Here is a 17,787-nt window from a genome sequence, read left to right as displayed (position 1 = left end):
CCGTGGACCCCGATACGAGTGCGCTGGCGTCAACTGTATTGCGCCCTATGTTCGTTCGCCATGAAATGGCGGCGGGCGCGGGCGATCGTTCAGCTATCCGAGCGCGGTCGGGTCAGCGTGAACTGGTCGACGACCTTCAGCTCACTGGTCGGCCCGGTGAGCGCGTAATAGGTGCCGGTGATCTTGGTCTGGCCGCCCGGCCGCCCGGGGTCGACGTCGAAAGAGCAGAAGCCGTACGGGTGTTCGGCGTCCTTGAAGGCCGACCACGGCGCGTCCTCCAGCACGTATACGGGGGTCTTCTTGCCGGTGGCCGGGTCGACCGGCCCGGCGGCGGTGATGACACGGCACTTGTTGCCGGGGAAGAACAGTTGGTTCGACGGCGCCGAGGTGCCGCCGCCCCCGATCACCAGGTGCACGGTGCCCTTCGTGGTGTCGATGACGTCGGTGCGGGTGTCGGCGGGCTTCGGGGTGAGAGTTTCGGTGCCGAGCGTGCCGCGCACCGGATGCGAACGCTCGTAATGGTGTTCGTGACCGCACAGCACCAGATCCACCTGGTATTTGTCGAACAGCGGCAGCCAGTCCTCGCGGATGGCGCGGTCGGCGCCGTTGAACTTGTCGGCCGAGGAGATCGCGGTCTGATGCATGAAGACCACGATCCAGTCGATGCCGCGGTCGCCCCGAGCGTTCGCCAATTCGGCTTCCAGCCAACGCTTTTGGGCACCGCCCGAGTAGCCGCGGACGTAGCTGTTGCCCGCGTCCTGGTAGCAGATGTCGTCGTTGGCCACCGCGATCACCCGCACACCGCCGACGGTGAACGCGTACCACAGCCCCTTCGACAGTTGTTCGCTGCCGGAATCCGGTACCGCGAAATAGGTTTGGAAGGCCCCGTACCCGATATCGCCGTTGCCGAGCTCGTTTTCGTGATTGCCCGGGGCGGGCATCCACGGCCGGTAGCGTGCGGAGCGACTGTTGTTGGCCCACCAGTCATCCCAGGTGCGCACCCGGTCGGTGGCGAGGTTGGCGTAGCACAGGTCGCCGTTGACGAGGTTGAAAAGCGGTGCGACGCGTTCGATTCCGGCGGTGACGTCGCCGGCGAACGGTGAGCCGAGATTGTCGTTGACATATTTGCCGCCGTCGAGTTTGCCGACGGTCGGCGTGCCCTGATCGCCGAAGCTGGTGAAGCGGAAGGCGGCCCGGCCCGCGGGCGCGGTGCGGATGGTGCCGAGTTCCGGCGGCGCGCCGTCGTGCCCGGCCGCGTACACGTACTCGGTATCCGGCGTGAGTCCGGTGATCCGCGCGTGGTGCACTTGAATCTCGGTGCTGGACTTGGCATCACGGTAGGTGCGGGTCTGCGCGTCGACCACATTGCCGAATCCGCCGGTCGCGGTGCCGTAGCGGACCACCGGTTTGGCCACCGACGCGTTCGTGTGCCACGAGACGACGACTTCGCGGGCCGCGTCGGCCCCGAACTGCAGGTGCAGTCCGGCTACCCGCGGTGCGGCGAGTTTGTCGGGCGCGCCGAGCAGTTCGGCCGAACGCGGCCACAGCGGCGCGTCGTTACCGCCGGACCGCAGCCCCGCCGTCGCCCCCGCGCCGACCGCGAGTCCGGCGACCGCGGCGCCCGCGGACGCGCCGAACAACCACCGCCTGCTGATCCCGCCCTGGGGCGCCGTGGCCCCGGTAGTCTCGCCCCCGGTGGTCTCCTCGTGCTCACTCATGACCCTTGACATACACCGGTGAGTCCACATCCTGGCGAATGCCAGGTGAACCATTCGCGTGTCACCATGTATTTCGTATGCATCTGTAACTAATCAGGTCCGAATTGGAGTGAGCATGACCACGCTGACCAACGTCCGCGTCTTCGACGGCCATCGACTATCCGAGCCGACGACCGTCACGTTCGACGGCTCCGTGATCGCCGCCGAATCCGGGGCGGATGCGATCGACGCGGGCGGTGCGGCGCTGCTGCCCGGCTTGATCGATGCCCACGCACATCTCGACCGGACCGAAACCCTCGATGTCTTCGCCTCTTTCGGCGTGACGACGGTGCTCGACATGGGCGGTTCGCCGGAGCTGCTCGACCGGTTGCGGCGCACGCCGGACACCGCGCAGGTCCGCGGGGCGGGTATGCCGGTGTACGGTCCGGGTGGTTTGCACGCGAACTTCCTCGGCCCGGATGGCATCATCCGAGAGCGTGGAGAGGCTGAATCCTTTGTCGCGGAACGTATTTCGCACCGCGTCGATTATCTCAAGCTGATCCTGGAGGCGCCGGGCCAAGGCGGCCCCGACGAGGCCACCGCCAAGGCGATCGTCGCGGCGGCGCACGCGGGCGGGCTCCGGGTGGTCGCGCATGCGGCGTCGGTGGGCGCGTACATCATGGCGTTGAATGTCGGCGCGGACATCATCACGCACATTCCGTACGCAGATCCGTTGCCGGAGGCGGAGATCGCGCGGATGGCGGCGCAGGGCGCGATCTGCGTGCCGACCGTGACCATGATGGAGTTGATCGGGGCCGCGTTCGGCGGTCCTGCCGCATTGGACACCGCCCTGGCGAATGTCGCCGCCCTGCACGAGGCCGGTGTGCCGATCCTGGCGGGCACCGACGCGAACGACGCGGGGCCGGGGTTCAGCCCGAAGTTCGGTGAAAGTCTGCACTACGAACTGGAATTGCTGGTGCGGGCGGGGTTGACGCCGGTCGAGGCGTTGCGCGCCGCGACCGAACTGCCCGCCCGCCACTTCGGTCTGGACGACCGCGGCGCGGTGACCCCGGGGCTGCGCGCCGATCTGGTGCTCATCGATGGCGATCCGACCGCCGACATATCGGCCACCCGTTCGCTCGTCGGCATCTGGTGCGGCGGGTTGCGGAACGAACCGGCCTGAGCCGCGGGTGATCGCGAAAACGGCCCCATCGGTTGACGTGACAGCCTAAGATCCTCCAATTACCGCATTGCATCGGCTCACGAGATATGTTGCGGTATAGCGCATTTCAGGAGGCACGTATGAGAAGAACCCGGCTGATCCCGACCGCTGCCTGCGTGGTCGCATTGGCCGCGGCATGCGGCAGCCCCCCGGCCGAGCAGGGAAAGTCGGATACGGCCGCGAAGAATTTCAAGGCCTGCATGGTGTCGGACTCCGGCGGATTCGACGACAAGTCGTTCAACCAGACCTCGTTCAAGGGCATCACCGATGCCGTTGCCGCGCTGGGTATTTCGAAGGCGCAACTGGAATCGAAGTCGGACAACGACTATCCGACCAATATCAATACGATGGTCCGGCAGAAGTGCGACATCGTGGTGACCATCGGCTTCAAACAGGGCGATGTGACATACGAGGCGGCCAAGGCGAATCCGGGCACCAAATTCGCGATCGTCGATTACTCCTACGATCCGGCCAAGAATCCGCCACTACCCAATCTGCAGGGTCTGGTCTTCAATTCCGCCCAACCGTCCTTCCTCGCGGGCTATCTCGCGGCGGGTATGACCAAATCCGGTAAGGTCGGCACCTTCGGCGGCATCAACATCCCCACCGTCGCCATCTTCATGGACGGATTCGCCGAGGGCGTCCAGTACTACAACCAGCACAAGGGCAAGAACGTGCAGCTGCTCGGCTGGGACGAGGCCACCCAGCAGGGCGTGATCACCAATGACTTCCAGGACAAGAACATCGGCAAGACCAAGGCCAACGATCTGATCAGCCAGGGCGCCGACATCATCCTGCCGGTGGCCGGTCCGGCGGGGCTCGGCGCGCTGGAGGCGGCGCACTCCTCCGGCGGCAAGGTCACCGCGATCTGGGTGGACACCGACGGCTGCGTGAGCGCCGCGGAATACTGCTCCTCGCTGCTGTCCAGCGTGCAGAAGAGTATGGACCTCGCGGTGCAGAAGACGGTGACCGACGCGTTCAACAAACAGTTCAGCACCACCACCTACGTCGGGACGTTGGCGAACAAGGGGGTCGGGCTGGCGCCGTATCACGATTTCGATTCGGTCGTCCCCGCCGATCTGAAGAGCGAAATCACCGCGCTCGCAGCGGATATCGCGTCGGGTAAGGTCACCATCGCGTCCAAGGCGCAACCAGCGGCCAAGTAGATGCGCCTCGAATTACGCGGTTTGACAAAGCGATTCGGCGCGCTGCTGGCCAACGATCACATCGATCTGGCGGTGGCGCCCGGCGAGATCCACTGTCTGCTCGGGGAAAACGGCGCGGGTAAGAGCACGCTGATGAATATGCTCTACGGGCTGCTGCAACCGGACGCGGGCGAAATACTGCTCGACGGAAAGCCGATGCGGTGCCATTCGCCCGCCGACGCTATCGCCGCCGGAATCGGCATGGTGCATCAGCATTTCATGCTGGTACCGGTGTTCACCGTCGCCGAGAACCTGATGCTGGGGCGCGAGCCGACAAAGGGTTTCGGCCTGTTGGATCGGGCGGCGGCTCGTCGCCGGGTGCGGGAACTCGCGCAGCGCTACGGGCTGCCGGTGGATCCGGACGCGCTGGTGGCGAATCTGTCGGTGGGCGAACAACAGCGGGTCGAAATCCTGAAGGCGTTGGCCAACGACGTCGAGGTGCTGATCCTCGACGAGCCGACGGCGGTGCTCACCCCGCAGGAGATCGAGGAGCTCATGACGGTGCTGCGGGGTATCGCGGCCGGCGGCACCTCGATCATCTTCATCACGCACAAGCTCAGGGAGGTCACCCGAATCGCCGACAAGATCACCGTGATCCGCCGCGGCGCGGTGGTCGGCACCGTCGAACCCACCACGCCGGAAAGCGAACTCGCCGAGCTGATGGTCGGGCGCGCCGTCGAACTCGTGGTCGCCAAGGCACCCGCCGCGCCGACCGGGCGCACGCTGGAGGTCACCGGCCTCACCGTGGTGGACGCGGCGGGCACGGCCGTGGTGGACGATGTGTCCTTCCACGTCGACGGCGGCGAAATCGTCGGTATCGCAGGGGTTGTCGGCAACGGGCAGTCGGAACTGGTCAACGCGCTGCTCGGACTGCAACCCCCGGTGCGCGGTTCGATCACGGTGCGCGGCACCGAACTGCTCGGCCGTTCGCCGCGCGAACACCTCGACGCGGGCATCGGCTATGTGCCGGAGGATCGTTCGTACGACGGGTATATCGGCACATTCAGCGTGGCCGAGAACCTGGTGCTCGACCTGATCGATCGGCCGGAGTTCTCCAGGCACGGCGTGCTGTCACCGGCGGCGGTGGGGCGCAACGCGGCGCACCGGGTCGAGGAATTCGATATCCGCACGCAATCGGTGGCCGAGCCGGTGAGCTCGCTCTCGGGCGGAAATCAGCAGAAAGTCGTGCTGGCGCGGGAACTTTCGCGCCCACTCGCGGTGCTGATCGCCGGGCAGCCCACCCGCGGGCTCGATGTCGGATCGATCGAATTCGTGCACAAACGCATTGTCCGGGAACGCGATCAGGGCACCGCGGTGCTCATCGTGTCATCCGAACTCGACGAGATCTACGCGCTGTCGGACCGGATCATCGTGATGTTCGGCGGCCGGATCGTCGGTGTCGTCGGGCCGGAGACGCCGCGAGATCGGTTGGGGCTGATGATGGCCGGATGCGCTCCCGACGCGACCGACGGTGGTGGCCGATGAACAGCCGTAGCGAAACAGCCGAACCCCAGCCGGAACTCCGGTCGTTCGGCCGGAACAGCTTGCGGGACTTGGCACTGAGCGCGCTGGCCGTACTGCTCGCGCTGCTGGTGGGCGCGGTGCTGATCATCGTCAGCGATTCCGCCGTGACCTCGGCCGCCGGATACTTCTTCGCGCGGCCGGCGGATACCGTCTCGGCGGCCGCGTCCGCGGTCTCCGGCGCCTATCGGGCGCTGTTCACCGGCGCCTTCGGCGGCACCCATCAGATCGCCGAAACCTTGGTCGCCGCAACGCCGTTGATCTGCACCGGACTCTCGGTGACGCTGGCCTTCCGCACCGGACTGTTCAATATCGGCGCACAGGGCCAGCTCATCGCGGGCGCGCTGGCCGCGGGCTGGGTCGGCTTCGCCTGGCATCTGCCGCCGGTGCTGCACGTGGTGGTCGCGCTGGCCGCCGGGGTCGCGGCTGGCGCGCTGTGGGGTGGGCTCGCGGGAATCTTGAAGGCGCGCACCGGCGCCCACGAGGTGATCAGCACCATCATGGGCAATTACGTCGCGCTGTACGCGCTCACCTGGCTGCTGACCACCTCGCCGCTGCAGCGACCAGGCCGCCGTGAACCGATCAGCCCGGTGGTCGACGCGAATGCGCAGCTGCCCCGATTCGGCGATACCCGGCTGCATCTCGGCCTGGCGGTCGCGCTGCTGGCGGCGGCGCTGGTCTGGTGGCTGCTCGCCCGCACCACCCTCGGCTTCCGGCTGCGCGCGGTCGGCGCGAACCACGAGGCGGCGCGCACCGCGGGCATGCGGGTCGGCACGGCGTACGTACTGGCCATGGTGCTCGCGGGCGGACTCGCCGGACTCGCGGGCACCCAGCAGGTGCTCGGCACCGACCTGCCGCTCACCAACGGCATCGCCGGAACCTTCGGCTTCGACGGCATTACCGTCGCGCTGCTCGGCCGCGGCAGCCCGGTCGGAACCGTCTGTGCCGCATTGCTTTTCGGCGCACTCAACGCGGGCGGTCACGAAATGCAGGCGGCGACGGGCATTCCGCTCACGCTGGTCACCGTATTGCAGGCCGTCATCGTGCTGCTGGTCGCCGCACCGGCGCTGGTGCGCGCGGTCTTCCGGATTCGGGCAGAGCGCGCGGAGGCCGTGCTGGCGAAGGGGTGGAACTGAATGGAAACCCGAACGGCGGCACTGGAATCGCCCGCGCACCGGCAGCGGCGGCTGCGGTTGGGTGTGCTGTTGCTGATCCTCGCGATCACCGCGGTCGTGCTGGCCCTCTATACGAAATCGGGCAGCGTCGCGTTCCGGCTCTCCGCGCCGGACGGCAGCGGTCCGGGTGATCTGCACGTCGCGGCGAAGCCGACGGCACTGGTGTTATCGGTGGTCGCGCTCGCGATCGCCGTCGCCCAACTGTGGCGCGGGTTGTCCGGGCGCCGGGCGGCCGTGCTGTTCGCGGTATTCGGCATCGCGTTCGTGATCGCCTTCATCTGCTGGGCGGCCTCGGGCAAACTCTTTCCGCTCACCAATCAGATCCAGGGCACGCTGGCCCTGTCGACACCGCTCATACTCGGCGCGCTCGCCGGCGTGCTGTGCGAACGGGCGGGCGTCATCAATATCGCCATCGAGGGTCAGCTGCTCGCGGGCGCCTGCGCGGCGGCGATGGTCGCGTCGGTGAGCGGCAGCTTCCTGGTCGGGGTGGTTGCCGCGCTGGTGGCGGGCGTCTTCATGGCCTGGCTGCTCGCCGTGTTCTCCATTCGCTACCTGGTGAATCAGATCGTGCTCGGCGTGGTGCTCGTGGTGTTCGCGACCGGGGTCACCGGGTTCCTGTTCGATCAGCTCACCGGGCTGCGGGACGGTTCGGCGCGATTCAACAGTCCGGGCACCATGCAGCCGATCGCGATTCCAGGACTGTCCGCCATCCCGGTGCTCGGCCCGACGGTATTCACCCAGACCGCACTGGTTTACGCGATGGTGGTCGGGGTCGTGCTCATCGCGCTGGTGCTCTACCGCACCCGCTGGGGTCTGCGGGTGCGCGCGGTGGGTGAGCATCCGCGCGCCGCGGCCACCGTCGGCATCAATGTGCTGCGGGTCCGCTACCAGGCGGTGCTGGTGGCGGGCGCGGTCGCCGGACTCGGCGGCGCCTATTTCACCATCGGTTCGACGGGCGGTTTCTCCAAGGAGATGACCGCGGGCAACGGTTTCATCGCGCTGGCCGCGGTCATCATGGGACGCTGGCACCCGCTCGGAGCCACCTGTGCCGCGCTGTTCTTCGGATTCACCAAGGCGCTGCAGGGTCAGCTGCAGGTGTTGGCGACGCCGATCCCGACCGAGGTGCTGCAGCTGACGCCGTATCTGCTGACGGTGATCGCCGTCGCGGGCGCGGTCGGGCAGGTCCGGCCGCCGAAGGCCGACGGCGAGCCCTATATTCCTTAAGCCGCTGCGGCCGCGATACTCAGCTGCCGCAGCACGGCGTCCCGGTCCGCGACATCCACCACCAACCTGGTGAAATCCGTTCCGGCGAGTTCGATCCGGACGCCCCGTCCGTCGAAATGGGTGTCCCAGAACTCCTTGCGACCCTTTCCGCGGAAGGTGCCTGCCGCGATCACCCCGGGAAAGAAGGTGCCGGGGGTGCGCACCCACGGCGGCCGCAGATCCACCTCGGCCGCGGCGATCGCGGTGATGTGCGACAGCTCGAAGCTCAGGTGGTCGCGTAGCGCGAGCAGCCGGTGTGTGCCCTGCACATGTACCGTCACCGTCGTCCCGGTCACCTCGAACTCCACCATCGCGCACCTCACTATCCGCGGTCGGCTTACTCGACCAGGTTGCCGAGGAAACCTGGCCGCAGCCTGTGCCGCTTATGTGAGTGCTCTCAGATTCGGGCAACTCACCAACCCCTGATACCGCTGGAATGCAGGTCTGGAGGCCGCGGGCAGGACAGAATGATCTTCAACACCTCCAGGTGGGTCCCGCGTTCTTGTTTCGACAACGTTCTTGTTCCAACAAGGTGGTCCCATCACCCTGGCAGGCGACACGACAGGGTGGCGGGCAAGGGTAGAGAGGTTCGAATCTCGATGAGCAACAACCGTTTACTGAGCTGGTCGGCCCGATGTGCGGTTCTCGTCGGTGTCGCGTCGGCCGGGGTGCTCGTGGCGGCGTCCGCGCAGGCCGCGCCGCTGTGGCCAGGGGGTCCGGATATTCCGGGCGTCGGGCCCGTCGTCCCGCCGACAGCGCCGTGCTCGAATGCGGCGCGCGTCTGTATGCGGCTGTCCAGCAACGAGGCATGGTTGATGGACAACGGCAAGGTGGTCTACGGTCCGACCCCTATCTCGCACGGGCGGCCGGGCTACGAGACGCCGCCCGGCGTCTTCCACGCCGCATTCAAGAAGGAATACCACTGGAGCACAATGCATAACGCCGAGATGCGCTATGCGGTGTTCTTCAACGGCGATATCGCGACGCATATCGGCCCGATCCAGGAGAAGTCGCACGGCTGCATCCGGATGACCCCAGACGGGGCGCGGGCGTTGTACGACTACGTCTCGCCAGGGGATCAGTTCGAGCTCGTCCCGTGATGCGCTGAGCGCACCCCGCACCGAAGGCCAGGTCCGGATTTCGTCGGACCTGGCCTTCCGTGTGCCTGGGGTGGGTTCGCGGTGATGTAGCGGCGATGTGGATGGTAAAACCGGCAAATCAGACAAAAAGTATAGCTCGGTCAAACTCGTGTACTGATGATGATGTTTTGGTCGAAAAATTTGTTGTGAGCGCAATCACACTCCCATTCCCGAGATTGCCGAATAGTCGCTAGAACGCGTTTCAAGATCAAGTCAAGGAAGATTAAAAACGTTGCTACACAAGGACGTTCGGATGTGTATGCTATGGATCAATCACGACCCCACTAAGAGGTGGGGCGAACGGCTGAGGGCGGTGTCGTAATGGATGTCAATAAGATCCAGGTGCGCCGAGCGGCCATCATCGCGACCGTTCTCGGCATCCTCGTATTGATGGCGGCCGGATCGCTCGATCGACTATTGCTCGGCATATTCATCAGTGGCGGACTGGCGGTGGGCTGGCTGAATGCTCAGCTGACACTGCGGGCGGTAGCGCGAATTGCCGATTCGGATACCCCGAAGAAGTTGCGCCTGCTCAGGTCGTCCGCGGTGCGGCTGCTCGGTATCACGGTGGTCGCGATTGCGGTGGCATTCCTGGCGCGGCCGAACGGTGTCGGCATCTTCTTCGGTATCGCCCTGTTCCAAGTAATTCTGGTACTCAACACCGTGGTTCCCGAATTGAAAGGGCTGCGCCAGGCGTCATGATCATCTCCGCTGTTTCGATAACCGGGCTACCGCTCGCCGAGGGCGCCGATACCGAACCGAAGATCAAGGTCGGCGAACATGCCGTCGGTCATTTCCTGGGCATGGACTTCAATGTGGACACGCTCATCTCCACCACGATCGCCGCGGTGATCGTGCTGGTACTGGCCTTTATCCTCCGGATCAAGCTGACCTCCGGAGTGCCGAACGGCGTGCAGCTGTTCTTCGAGTCCGTGACGACCGGCATGCGCAATCAGGTCGAGAGTGCGATTGGTATGAAAGTCGCGCCGTTCGCACTGCCGTTGGCGGTCACGCTGTTCACCTTCATCCTGCTGTCCAACTGGCTGTCGGTATTGCCGGTGCAGTACGGAAAGGGTGAATTGTTTGCGCCACCCGCGGCGGATGTCAATTTCGTCTATGTGCTCGCGCTCTTCGTATTCCTCTCCTATCATGCCGCGGGTATATACCGGCGCGGCCCGCTGCAGCACTTCAAGCTGTTGCTGAAGGGCCACACAGGTTGGGGACCGATGGTGTTCATCAACGTCATCGAGGAGCTGGCCAAACCGGTCTCGCTTTCGCTGCGGCTTTTCGGAAATATGTTCGCCGGCGGTGTGATGGTTTCCGTGATCGCATTGTTCCCCTTCTGGATAAGCTGGGGTCCGAATGCGCTCTGGAAAGTATTCGATCTATTCGTCGGATTGATCCAGGCATTTATTTTCGCGCTGCTGACCGTCCTCTACTTCAGCCAGTCGATGTCGCTGGAAGATGAACACCACTGATCGGTTCCGCCGAGCAGTGCACTATTCGATAACAAAGGAAGTGAAAAATGGCAGACCCAACAACCGCGAGCATCGTCCAGGGCGCTCTCATCGGCGGCGGCATCATCATGGCGGGCGGTGCGATCGGCGCGGGTATCGGCGACGGTCTAGCGGGCTCCGCGCTTATCAACGGCGTCACCAGGCAGCCGGAGGCCGAGGGTCGACTGCGCGGCATCTTCTTCCTGACCGTCGGTCTGGTCGAGGCCGCCTACTTCATCAATCTAGCGTTCATGGCGCTCTTCGTATTCGCTACTCCCGGTAAGTAGCGCGATCATGTCGGCGAGAACAGATGTGGAGGCTCAGGGGAACTTTCTCATCCCCAACGGCACCTTCTTCGCCGAGTTGTTGATCTTTCTGATCGTGCTCGGCATCATCTGGTTCTTCGTCGTTCCGCCGGTCCGGAAGGTACTGGCGGAACGCGACAACCGGGTGGCCGAGACGGCGAAGGAGAACAAAGAAGCGCGGCGCCTGTTCGCGGAGGCCACCGAGCGTTATCAAAGTGGGCTGGAGCAGGCGCGGACCGAGGCGGCCGCCATCCGCAACAAGGCGCGGGCCGAGGGACAGGCCATTATCGACGAATTGCGTGCCGACGCGCAGGCGCAATCCGACGAGATCGTCGCGGAGGCCATCGCGAAACTGCGCGCGGAGGCGGACCAAATCGCGGCGGAACTGCGCGAGACAGTGAACCCGATCGCGCAGACCATCGCGGATCGGATCGTCGGCGCCGATGATCGGCGTGCTGGAACAAGTCCAGGTCACCAGACGGGACGGTCGTCGTCATGAGCCCAATCCACGGTGTGCTCGCCGAAGGCGTGTACCACATCACCTTCGACTGGCCGGTGTTCATCAGCCAGTTGTTCGCCTTCGGCGTCATCGTGTCCTTCCTCGTGTGGCTCTTCCGCAAGTGGGGCAGGCCGATGATGGAGCAGAAGCAGCAGGTCATCGCCAAGCAGCTCGAGGAGAGCGAGTTGGCGGCGTCCCGCCTGGCCGAGGCCAAGAAGGCGTACGACAACGCGATGGCCGAGGCGCAGCGCGAACTCGAGCGGATGCGCAAGGACGCACAGGACGACGCGGTGCGGATCGTCGCGCAGATGCGCGAGGCCGCCACCGCCGAGGTCGCCCGGGTACGCAGGCAGGGCCGCGATCAGATCGTGCTGTTCCGCAAGCAGGTAATTCGCGATCTGCAGGCCGATCTGACCGCCACCGTGCTGGCGCGAACCGAGGAGAAGGTGCGCAACCAGGCCGGCTCACCGCAGGTGCGCGCCGACAGCATCGAACGGTTCCTGGAAGATCTGGAAACCGTCGCGAACACACCGTCGATGGTGCGTCGGCGAACCCAATCGCAGTGGAACTGAGGTAATTCCGATTCGATAGAGCCGAATATGCCGGTGCCACAGTGGCATCCGGCATATTCGCATTCAGTTATCGAGGAATTGATCGACACCGAAAACCGTTGGGATACCGCTCAATCGGCCTCGGCCAGACCCGCGACGACGAGTTCGGCACGACTCTTGGCCGCCTCGGCATAGTGCGGGTGGGTGGTGACGTAGAGCCGGTTCGTCTCGACGGCCCGGATGATGATCTCGGCCGCCTCGGCGGCGGGCATCATTTCCTCCTGCATCCGCTTGATGATCTCCATCCGCGGTGCGAACCGTTCCCACTGTTCGGGGGTGAACGAGGCCAGCCACTCCGTCCTGGCCTCGGCGGAGGCGCCATCGGTGACGCCGCGCAACATCCGGGTGTCGACCGGGCCGGGGCACATCACGGTGACGCCGATTTCCGGTGCCAGGATGTCCAATTCGCCGCGCAGCGATTCCGACAGCGAGATCACCGCATGCTTGCTCGCGGTGTACGGCGCGTTGAACGCGCCGAAGCTGACGCCCGCGATCGATGCGGTATTGACGACGTGACCGTGCCCCGACGCGATCAGATGCGGGACGAAGGCGCGAATGCCGTTGACGACGCCGCCGACGTTGACCGACCAAACCCGCTGCCAGTCTTCGGGTTCGATCGACCACATCGCCCCGCCCGCCCCGACACCCGCGTTGTTGGCCACCAGGTCGACCCGGCCGAACCGCTCGACGGTGGCCTCGGCCAGCCGTTGGACCTGCGCCGGATCGGCGACATCCGTTGGCACGGCGAGGGTTTCGCCACCGAGTTCGGCGGCCGCCCGGCGTACCGAGTCCTCCTCGATATCCGCGAGCACCACCCGCAGACCACGGGCGTGCAGTGCGCCCGCGAGCGCCTGCCCGATTCCGTTGGCGGCACCGGTGATGACGGCCACCTGTCCGGCTTCCAGTTTCATCTCATCCTTACCTTTCTCATCGAGGTCGTCTCACGGCGAAATACGTTCCGGCCGTGAATCATTCGGCAGCGACGGCGCGGTCGAACAGTGAAACCAGTTGCGCCGCGAAGTGGTCCAGGTCCAGCGTCGGGTCGGCGGCATAGCGCAGCGCGACGGTGTCGATGGCGGCACGCACTGCGGTCGCCATCACGTGTGGGTCGAATTCGCGGAATTCGCCGACGGTCTGACCGTCCAGGAATCCGGATTCCAAGGCCTCCAGCGTTTCCTGCGGCTCGTTCGGCAGGTACGGCTCACCGAAGGCTGCCTTGGCATTGGTGGCGATTTCGATCAATGCCCGCAGCGCGACCGGGCGCTCACGGCAGAATTCCAAATTCGCGGTGATGTAGGCGGCGAGCATGGCCCTCGGTCCGGGCGCCGCCTCGATGGGCGGCGAAATGAATGCCACCGCGGCCTCCTTCGCCTGTTCGGCGATGGCTCGCAGCAACTCTTCTTTACCGGCGAAGTGGTACGAGATCAGTCGAGTGCTGCTGATGCCCGCCCGCTCGGCGATCCGCGCGAACGAGGTCTGCGCGTAGCCGGATTCGGCCAGCACCTCCATCGCGGCCGCGACGATCTGCCTGCGGCGTTCCTCGGCGGTCGGCGACCGGCGTCCACCCTTTACCTGCATGAGTAAGAAGTTACTTGATTAGGTAAATTTAGGCAATAAGTATCAAGCTGTTAGCCGATCGCGATAAGAACTGTGCACGGGTAGGTGGCGGCTGGTAAGCCATGGTTGTGGAGCGGATCCGGGGGGCGGATATCGTGCTTGCGGAAAACCGGGCTCGGCGGTCGATCGCGGTCGCGGTCGGCGTCAGTGGCGTGCTCTGGATGATGGCGGAACTGTCGCAGGTCGTGCGGCAGACCGAGTTGGTGAGTCGGTGGTGGACACCGTTCGCGGTATCCATACTGCTGTTCACCGGCACCGTGCTGGTGGTGTCGGCATTCCACGGTGCGCGGATGATCCGAATGGCCGCGTGCATGCAGGTACTGGCCTATCTGGCGGCCGCGGCCACCCTGCCGCTGGCCTGCGAATACGGTGGCCTAGCACCCGACGGCAGCTGGCTGGTTCCGCTCGTCGGCATCCCCGCGGTGGGGGGTGTGCTGGTGTGGCCGCGGGCCTGGCCCGTCAATCTCGTACTCGCCGGGGTGGTTACGGTCGCCGCCGACCTGTACGTCGCCGGCGGACCCGGGGTGCACAGCGTCGCGGAGGATCTGCTGCGCACCGTATCGATGGAGGGCTTCTTCGCCTGGATCGCGGCGCGGGTGCTCGTCACGGCAATCCGGCTGGACGCGGCGACGGCGGTCGCGGTGCGGCAGGCCGCGGTGGCCGCGAGCACCGAGGCCACCGAGCGGGAACGCGCCAGATTCGCCGGATTGATTCATGACAATGTGCTGGCCACGCTGCGGGAGACGGCCAGAGTGCCCGATACCGCCGTACTGTCCCGCGCGGCCGAGCGAACGCTGCACCGCCTCGACGAAAGCGGCGGCGGCAGAACGGGCGACGAGCCGGTGACGGCGGACGAGGTCGTCGCGCTGCTGCGCGATGCCGTCGCGGAGGCCGACTGCGCCGTCGACTTCCGCACCAGGGTCGACCGCGCCGCGGCGGGCGTCCCGCGCGAGGCGGTGACCGCGCTGGCCGCGGCGCTCGGCGAGGCGGCGCGAAACAGCGCGCGGCACGCCGGATTCGGCGGACGTCCGGTGACGCGCCGGGTCGAGGTGGTCTTCGACGGAAACGGCGTGATGGCCCAATTCACCGATGACGGAGCGGGATTCGAGGTCGCGCGGGTCGCGGCGGACCGACTCGGCGTGCGGCACAGCATCTTCGGCCGGATGCGCCGGGTGCGCGGCGGTGACGCGGTGATTCGCTCGGCGCCCGGTGAGGGTACGACGGTGACCCTGCGCTGGACCAGGGCCGACCCGATCGAGCCCGCGGTGCCGACGCTGATCACCGCGCACGGCCGGTCGGGTGCGGCCGGACTGCTCCTTCTGGAGGCGTCCGTCGTGTTCTGGATGCTCGGTGGGCTCGATTTCGGCCTGCCCGCGCCCAATGCGCTGATCGCCTTCGGTCTGGCCGCGCTCGCCGGCGTCGCGGCGCTGCTGCCCCGGCAGGATCCGCTGCTCTGGCCCGTGACGTGGTTCGTCGTCGTGGTCGGCCCGGTCGGCGCCGCGGTGATCGTGCTCGGCTATCACGGCCCGACACCGCAATTCCAGGTGCTGTGGATCGCGGTCGCCACCTCGTCCGTGCTCGCCGTGCTCGCGATCCGGGGGCGGATCTGTCCCGCCGCGCTCGCCCTTGCCGGGATGTCGGTCGTCCTGCTGTGGGCGGGCGGCGGTGTCGGCGGCGTGTTCGCCGGATTGGGGGTGCCCGCGGCGACGGTGCTCGCCGTCGCGGTGTTCGCGGCCGCGCTGCGCCCGACGCTGCGCTCGTTCCATGCCGCTCGCGCGGTGGTGGCACAGCATGCGGGCGCGGAGGCCAGGGCCGCGGCGCAGAGCCGGGAACGCGACCGCCAGCTCGCCTATTTCGATCGCACGGCACGGCCGGTGCTCGAGCTGATCGCCGCCGGTAAACCGCTGTCCCGCAGCGATGTCGGCGAATGTCTGCTGCTGGAGGCACAGCTGCGCGACCGGCTGCGCGCACCGGCGCTCGGCTCCCCTGAATTCGTCGCGGCCGCGCGCGGGGCCCGCCGCCGCGGCGTCGATGTGACCGTGCTCGACGACGGCGGTCTCGAACCCGCGCCCGAAGATGTCCGTGAGGTGGTAACCGCAACGGCCGTAACGGAATTGGATGCGATGAGCGCGGGCCGGATCACCGTGCGGGTGCTGCCGAGCGGCCGGAAGACGGTGGCCACCATCGTCGCGACGACCGCCGACCGGTACCGCCGGGTACAGATCGATACGTCCGGATCGGTCACCGCGTCAACCGAAACCGTCGAGAACGACGACACCGCTCGCGCTGGCTAGAGATGAGATCGCAAGAACGCCAACGTATCCGGCAGTGAGGCCACGAACGCCTCGCGGTGGTCCTTGCCCTCGTACCGGTTGACTGTCACCCGGACGCCGGGGTTGCGCTCCTGCAGATCCTTTCCGTAGCCGGGAGTGTCGGCCGGTGGGACATCGATATCGGCGGTGCCGTAACCGATCTGCACGTCGACCGGGAGATTGTCGTCGCGGTACCGGGTGAGCTCGCGCAGATCGTCGGCGAAGGTCGGCGTCGGCCTGCTCGGGTCGATGACCAGTGCCTCGGGCCGGCGGCCTCCGGCGCGGGCCACCAGATCCGAAAGACATTCGGTGGCGGCCTTTTCCACGTAATCTCTGCCGAAATCGGATAGGTAGGGCGCGACGCGGTCCGGATGCAGTTCCTGCAGTGAGGCCAGGTAGTAACCGGCGTATCCGACCTGGTTGACCGCGCCGGTCGAACCATGCCGGAACATCTCCGGCAGGCTCTTGGCGGGATTGGTGCGCAGACCGGTGACGGATACACCGCTCAAACCGGCCGCGGGTCCGTCGCCGCGGTAGCGACCCGTGGCGCTCATCGCGGCATGCGCACCCTCGGATTGGCCGACCAGAACCCACTTGTGCGACAACGGAATCGGCAACGTGCGCACCGCGGCCACCATATCCAGGATCGAATCGCCCTCGACGGCGGCGTTGTAGTAACTGAAATTCCCGCCGGTGCCGAGGCCTTGGTAATCGGGCGCGAGCACCGCGTACCCGCTATCCAGGATGGTGTTGAAATAGTTGTTGTACCGTTCCAGCTGCGGGTGCCGCGACGGTGCGCAGCCGTCACCGATTCCGATGGTGCCGTGCGCCCACACCATCAGTGGCCATCCGCCCTGCGGCGGCAGGCCCTGCGGTACGTACAGCGCACCCGACGCCGGCGCCGACGCGCCGTGCTGATCGGTTGTCGTATAAGTGATTTGGAGCGAAAGCCCGGCCTTCGCGAAGGAGAACGCCGGATCGATGATGCCGATGCCGTCGAAGCGTCCGGCATCCGGCGCCTGCGCCGCCGCCGATGGCATCGCGAGAATGAGTGCGGCACAAAGGCCTAACGAGACCTTTGTCACCGAGGCTCGCAAACCAGACATGGCGCACAACCGTACTCGCGACTCGCGCCCCGTGGGCTCGACTGTTCGTAATGTTCAACGACCCGTCATCAGGCCACCGCGCGTTGACGCGTTTCGAATGCGATGACGGCGCCGATCGCGAGCAGGATGGTGCCTTCGACGGCGTGCACCCAGTTGCCGAAGGTGTCGACGGCCATCAGGTGCAGCACATGGTCCCCGCCGATGAGCCCGAGGATCGCGACGAGCAGATAGAACGGCCCGCACAGCCACGTGTAGCCGAGCGCGGTGCGCGCTCGCGGCGCCGCCGCCAGTCCGGCGAGGCCGGTGATCAGGTGGAACAGGGCGTGCCAGCCGTTGACGGTGACGGGGATGAAGCCGAGGAATTGGATGGTGCACGAATGCATATCGCCGCCGAAGGCCATATCCGGGTAGATGCCGTATGCGATGACGCCGTTGGTGGTGAACCAGGCGCCCATCAGGAAGGCGAGCAGTTGTCCCGGCGTGTCGAGGATCGCGGTGACGTAGCGCAGGACGGCGGTGCGGAAGGTTTCGTACATCGTCGTCGAACTCCTGTTCCGGCTAAGTCGATCGACTTAGGATCCCTGGAGTATGTTCTAAGTCGAGTGGCTTAGTCAAGGGA

General features: G+C 66.1%; 18 protein-coding genes. 12 read left to right on the top strand and 6 right to left on the bottom strand.

Translation table 11 applies throughout. The annotated features are described in order from the left end of the window. Positions 1-89: 89 nt before the first annotated feature. Positions 90-1,718 (bottom strand): metallophosphoesterase family protein, encoded by a 1,629-nt coding sequence (locus LGY53_RS00925; RefSeq protein ID WP_225724722.1) that lies wholly within the window; start codon positions 1,716-1,718, stop codon positions 90-92. 115 nt (positions 1,719-1,833) lie between these two features. Between LGY53_RS00925 and LGY53_RS00920 the strand changes: the two genes are divergently transcribed. The 5 genes from LGY53_RS00920 (at position 1,834) to LGY53_RS00900 (ending at position 8,044) form a co-directional block, all read left to right on the top strand. Further along, entirely contained in the window at positions 1,834-2,880 is a 1,047-nt protein-coding gene (locus LGY53_RS00920) for an amidohydrolase family protein (RefSeq protein ID WP_225724721.1), read from the top strand. A 119-nt stretch (positions 2,881-2,999) separates the two neighbouring features. Further along, the gene (locus LGY53_RS00915) at positions 3,000-4,085 is read left to right on the top strand and encodes a BMP family protein (protein WP_225724720.1); all 1,086 of its coding nucleotides are present in this window, start codon (positions 3,000-3,002) and stop codon (positions 4,083-4,085) included. A 21-nt stretch (positions 4,086-4,106) separates the two neighbouring features. Continuing rightward, positions 4,107-5,609, top strand: coding sequence for an ABC transporter ATP-binding protein (locus tag LGY53_RS00910; RefSeq protein WP_305082723.1), 1,503 nt, complete (start codon positions 4,107-4,109; stop codon positions 5,607-5,609). Beyond that, positions 5,606-6,781, top strand: a complete 1,176-nt coding sequence (locus LGY53_RS00905; RefSeq protein WP_225724718.1) for an ABC transporter permease — start codon at positions 5,606-5,608, stop codon at positions 6,779-6,781. Before LGY53_RS00910 ends, LGY53_RS00905 begins: the two co-directional genes overlap by 4 nt. After that, positions 6,782-8,044: an ABC transporter permease gene (locus LGY53_RS00900; RefSeq protein WP_225724717.1), complete on the top strand. Its 1,263-nt coding sequence runs from the start codon at positions 6,782-6,784 to the stop codon at positions 8,042-8,044. Here LGY53_RS00900 and LGY53_RS00895 read toward each other — a convergent pair. Beyond that, positions 8,041-8,394 carry a hypothetical protein gene (locus tag LGY53_RS00895; protein ID WP_225724716.1) on the bottom strand — a complete coding sequence of 118 codons (354 nt, stop codon included), beginning with the start codon at positions 8,392-8,394 and terminating at the stop codon, positions 8,041-8,043. The two genes, LGY53_RS00900 and LGY53_RS00895, sit on opposite strands and share 4 nt — an antisense overlap. A gap of 288 nt (positions 8,395-8,682) precedes the next feature. Here LGY53_RS00895 and LGY53_RS00890 point away from each other — a divergent pair, with 288 nt between their 5' ends. The 6 genes from LGY53_RS00890 to LGY53_RS00865 all read left to right on the top strand — a co-directional run bounded on the left by LGY53_RS00890 (position 8,683) and on the right by LGY53_RS00865 (position 12,094). Beyond that, a complete protein-coding gene (locus LGY53_RS00890; protein WP_225724715.1) occupies positions 8,683-9,183 on the top strand; it encodes a L,D-transpeptidase in 501 nt (166 codons plus the stop codon). A 360-nt stretch (positions 9,184-9,543) separates the two neighbouring features. Then, complete coding sequence (locus tag LGY53_RS00885; protein ID WP_167477287.1) at positions 9,544-9,924, top strand: hypothetical protein; 381 nt, start codon at positions 9,544-9,546, stop codon at positions 9,922-9,924. 101 nt (positions 9,925-10,025) lie between these two features. Further along, positions 10,026-10,700: a F0F1 ATP synthase subunit A gene (atpB, locus tag LGY53_RS00880; RefSeq protein ID WP_255664420.1), complete on the top strand. Its 675-nt coding sequence runs from the start codon at positions 10,026-10,028 to the stop codon at positions 10,698-10,700. Positions 10,701-10,747: 47 nt separating this feature from the next. Further along, complete coding sequence (locus tag LGY53_RS00875; protein WP_225724713.1) at positions 10,748-11,005, top strand: F0F1 ATP synthase subunit C; 258 nt, start codon at positions 10,748-10,750, stop codon at positions 11,003-11,005. A gap of 7 nt (positions 11,006-11,012) precedes the next feature. Further along, positions 11,013-11,522 carry a F0F1 ATP synthase subunit B gene (locus LGY53_RS00870; protein ID WP_225724712.1) on the top strand — a complete coding sequence of 170 codons (510 nt, stop codon included), beginning with the start codon at positions 11,013-11,015 and terminating at the stop codon, positions 11,520-11,522. Next, on the top strand, positions 11,519-12,094 hold the full coding sequence (locus LGY53_RS00865) for a hypothetical protein (RefSeq protein WP_225724711.1): 576 nt from the start codon (positions 11,519-11,521) through the stop codon (positions 12,092-12,094). Before LGY53_RS00870 ends, LGY53_RS00865 begins: the two co-directional genes overlap by 4 nt. Before the next feature lie 110 nt (positions 12,095-12,204). Here LGY53_RS00865 and LGY53_RS00860 read toward each other — a convergent pair whose 3' ends face one another. Together LGY53_RS00860 and LGY53_RS00855 are read right to left on the bottom strand one after the other, a co-directional pair. Continuing rightward, complete coding sequence (locus LGY53_RS00860; RefSeq protein WP_225724710.1) at positions 12,205-13,044, bottom strand: SDR family NAD(P)-dependent oxidoreductase; 840 nt, start codon at positions 13,042-13,044, stop codon at positions 12,205-12,207. A 58-nt stretch (positions 13,045-13,102) separates the two neighbouring features. Continuing rightward, positions 13,103-13,711 (bottom strand): TetR/AcrR family transcriptional regulator, encoded by a 609-nt coding sequence (locus tag LGY53_RS00855; protein WP_225724709.1) that lies wholly within the window; start codon positions 13,709-13,711, stop codon positions 13,103-13,105. Positions 13,712-13,818: 107 nt separating this feature from the next. Between LGY53_RS00855 and LGY53_RS00850 the strand changes: the two genes are divergently transcribed. After that, positions 13,819-16,044, top strand: coding sequence for a hypothetical protein (locus tag LGY53_RS00850; protein WP_225724708.1), 2,226 nt, complete (start codon positions 13,819-13,821; stop codon positions 16,042-16,044). Here LGY53_RS00850 and LGY53_RS00845 read toward each other — a convergent pair. Together LGY53_RS00845 and LGY53_RS00840 are read right to left on the bottom strand one after the other, a co-directional pair. Continuing rightward, positions 16,041-17,102, bottom strand: coding sequence for a lipase family protein (locus LGY53_RS00845; RefSeq protein ID WP_225724707.1), 1,062 nt, complete (start codon positions 17,100-17,102; stop codon positions 16,041-16,043). The genes LGY53_RS00850 and LGY53_RS00845 overlap by 4 nt on opposite strands. 134 nt (positions 17,103-17,236) lie before the next feature. Continuing rightward, positions 17,237-17,704 carry a DUF4383 domain-containing protein gene (locus LGY53_RS00840; RefSeq protein ID WP_225724706.1) on the bottom strand — a complete coding sequence of 156 codons (468 nt, stop codon included), beginning with the start codon at positions 17,702-17,704 and terminating at the stop codon, positions 17,237-17,239. Positions 17,705-17,787 lie beyond the last annotated feature (83 nt).

This window comes from Nocardia sp. JCM 34519.1 (genome assembly GCF_020361265.1).
GTDB classification, from domain to species: domain Bacteria; phylum Actinomycetota; class Actinomycetes; order Mycobacteriales; family Mycobacteriaceae; genus Nocardia; species Nocardia arthritidis_A.
This window is presented reverse-complemented; position numbering and strand designations above follow the sequence as displayed.

Coding starts and splice junctions, on each gene's coding strand:
- LGY53_RS00925 (WP_225724722.1), bottom strand. CDS start 1,718: ATGAGTGAGCACGAGGAGACCACCGGGGGCGAGACTACCGGGGCCACG.
- LGY53_RS00920 (WP_225724721.1), top strand. CDS start 1,834: ATGACCACGCTGACCAACGTCCGCGTCTTCGACGGCCATCGACTATCC.
- LGY53_RS00915 (WP_225724720.1), top strand. CDS start 3,000: ATGAGAAGAACCCGGCTGATCCCGACCGCTGCCTGCGTGGTCGCATTG.
- LGY53_RS00905 (WP_225724718.1), top strand. CDS start 5,606: ATGAACAGCCGTAGCGAAACAGCCGAACCCCAGCCGGAACTCCGGTCG.
- LGY53_RS00900 (WP_225724717.1), top strand. CDS start 6,782: ATGGAAACCCGAACGGCGGCACTGGAATCGCCCGCGCACCGGCAGCGG.
- LGY53_RS00895 (WP_225724716.1), bottom strand. CDS start 8,394: ATGGTGGAGTTCGAGGTGACCGGGACGACGGTGACGGTACATGTGCAG.
- LGY53_RS00890 (WP_225724715.1), top strand. CDS start 8,683: ATGAGCAACAACCGTTTACTGAGCTGGTCGGCCCGATGTGCGGTTCTC.
- LGY53_RS00885 (WP_167477287.1), top strand. CDS start 9,544: ATGGATGTCAATAAGATCCAGGTGCGCCGAGCGGCCATCATCGCGACC.
- atpB (WP_255664420.1), top strand. CDS start 10,026: ATGGACTTCAATGTGGACACGCTCATCTCCACCACGATCGCCGCGGTG.
- LGY53_RS00875 (WP_225724713.1), top strand. CDS start 10,748: ATGGCAGACCCAACAACCGCGAGCATCGTCCAGGGCGCTCTCATCGGC.
- LGY53_RS00870 (WP_225724712.1), top strand. CDS start 11,013: ATGTCGGCGAGAACAGATGTGGAGGCTCAGGGGAACTTTCTCATCCCC.
- LGY53_RS00865 (WP_225724711.1), top strand. CDS start 11,519: ATGAGCCCAATCCACGGTGTGCTCGCCGAAGGCGTGTACCACATCACC.
- LGY53_RS00860 (WP_225724710.1), bottom strand. CDS start 13,044: ATGAAACTGGAAGCCGGACAGGTGGCCGTCATCACCGGTGCCGCCAAC.
- LGY53_RS00855 (WP_225724709.1), bottom strand. CDS start 13,711: ATGCAGGTAAAGGGTGGACGCCGGTCGCCGACCGCCGAGGAACGCCGC.
- LGY53_RS00845 (WP_225724707.1), bottom strand. CDS start 17,102: ATGCCATCGGCGGCGGCGCAGGCGCCGGATGCCGGACGCTTCGACGGC.
- LGY53_RS00840 (WP_225724706.1), bottom strand. CDS start 17,704: ATGTACGAAACCTTCCGCACCGCCGTCCTGCGCTACGTCACCGCGATC.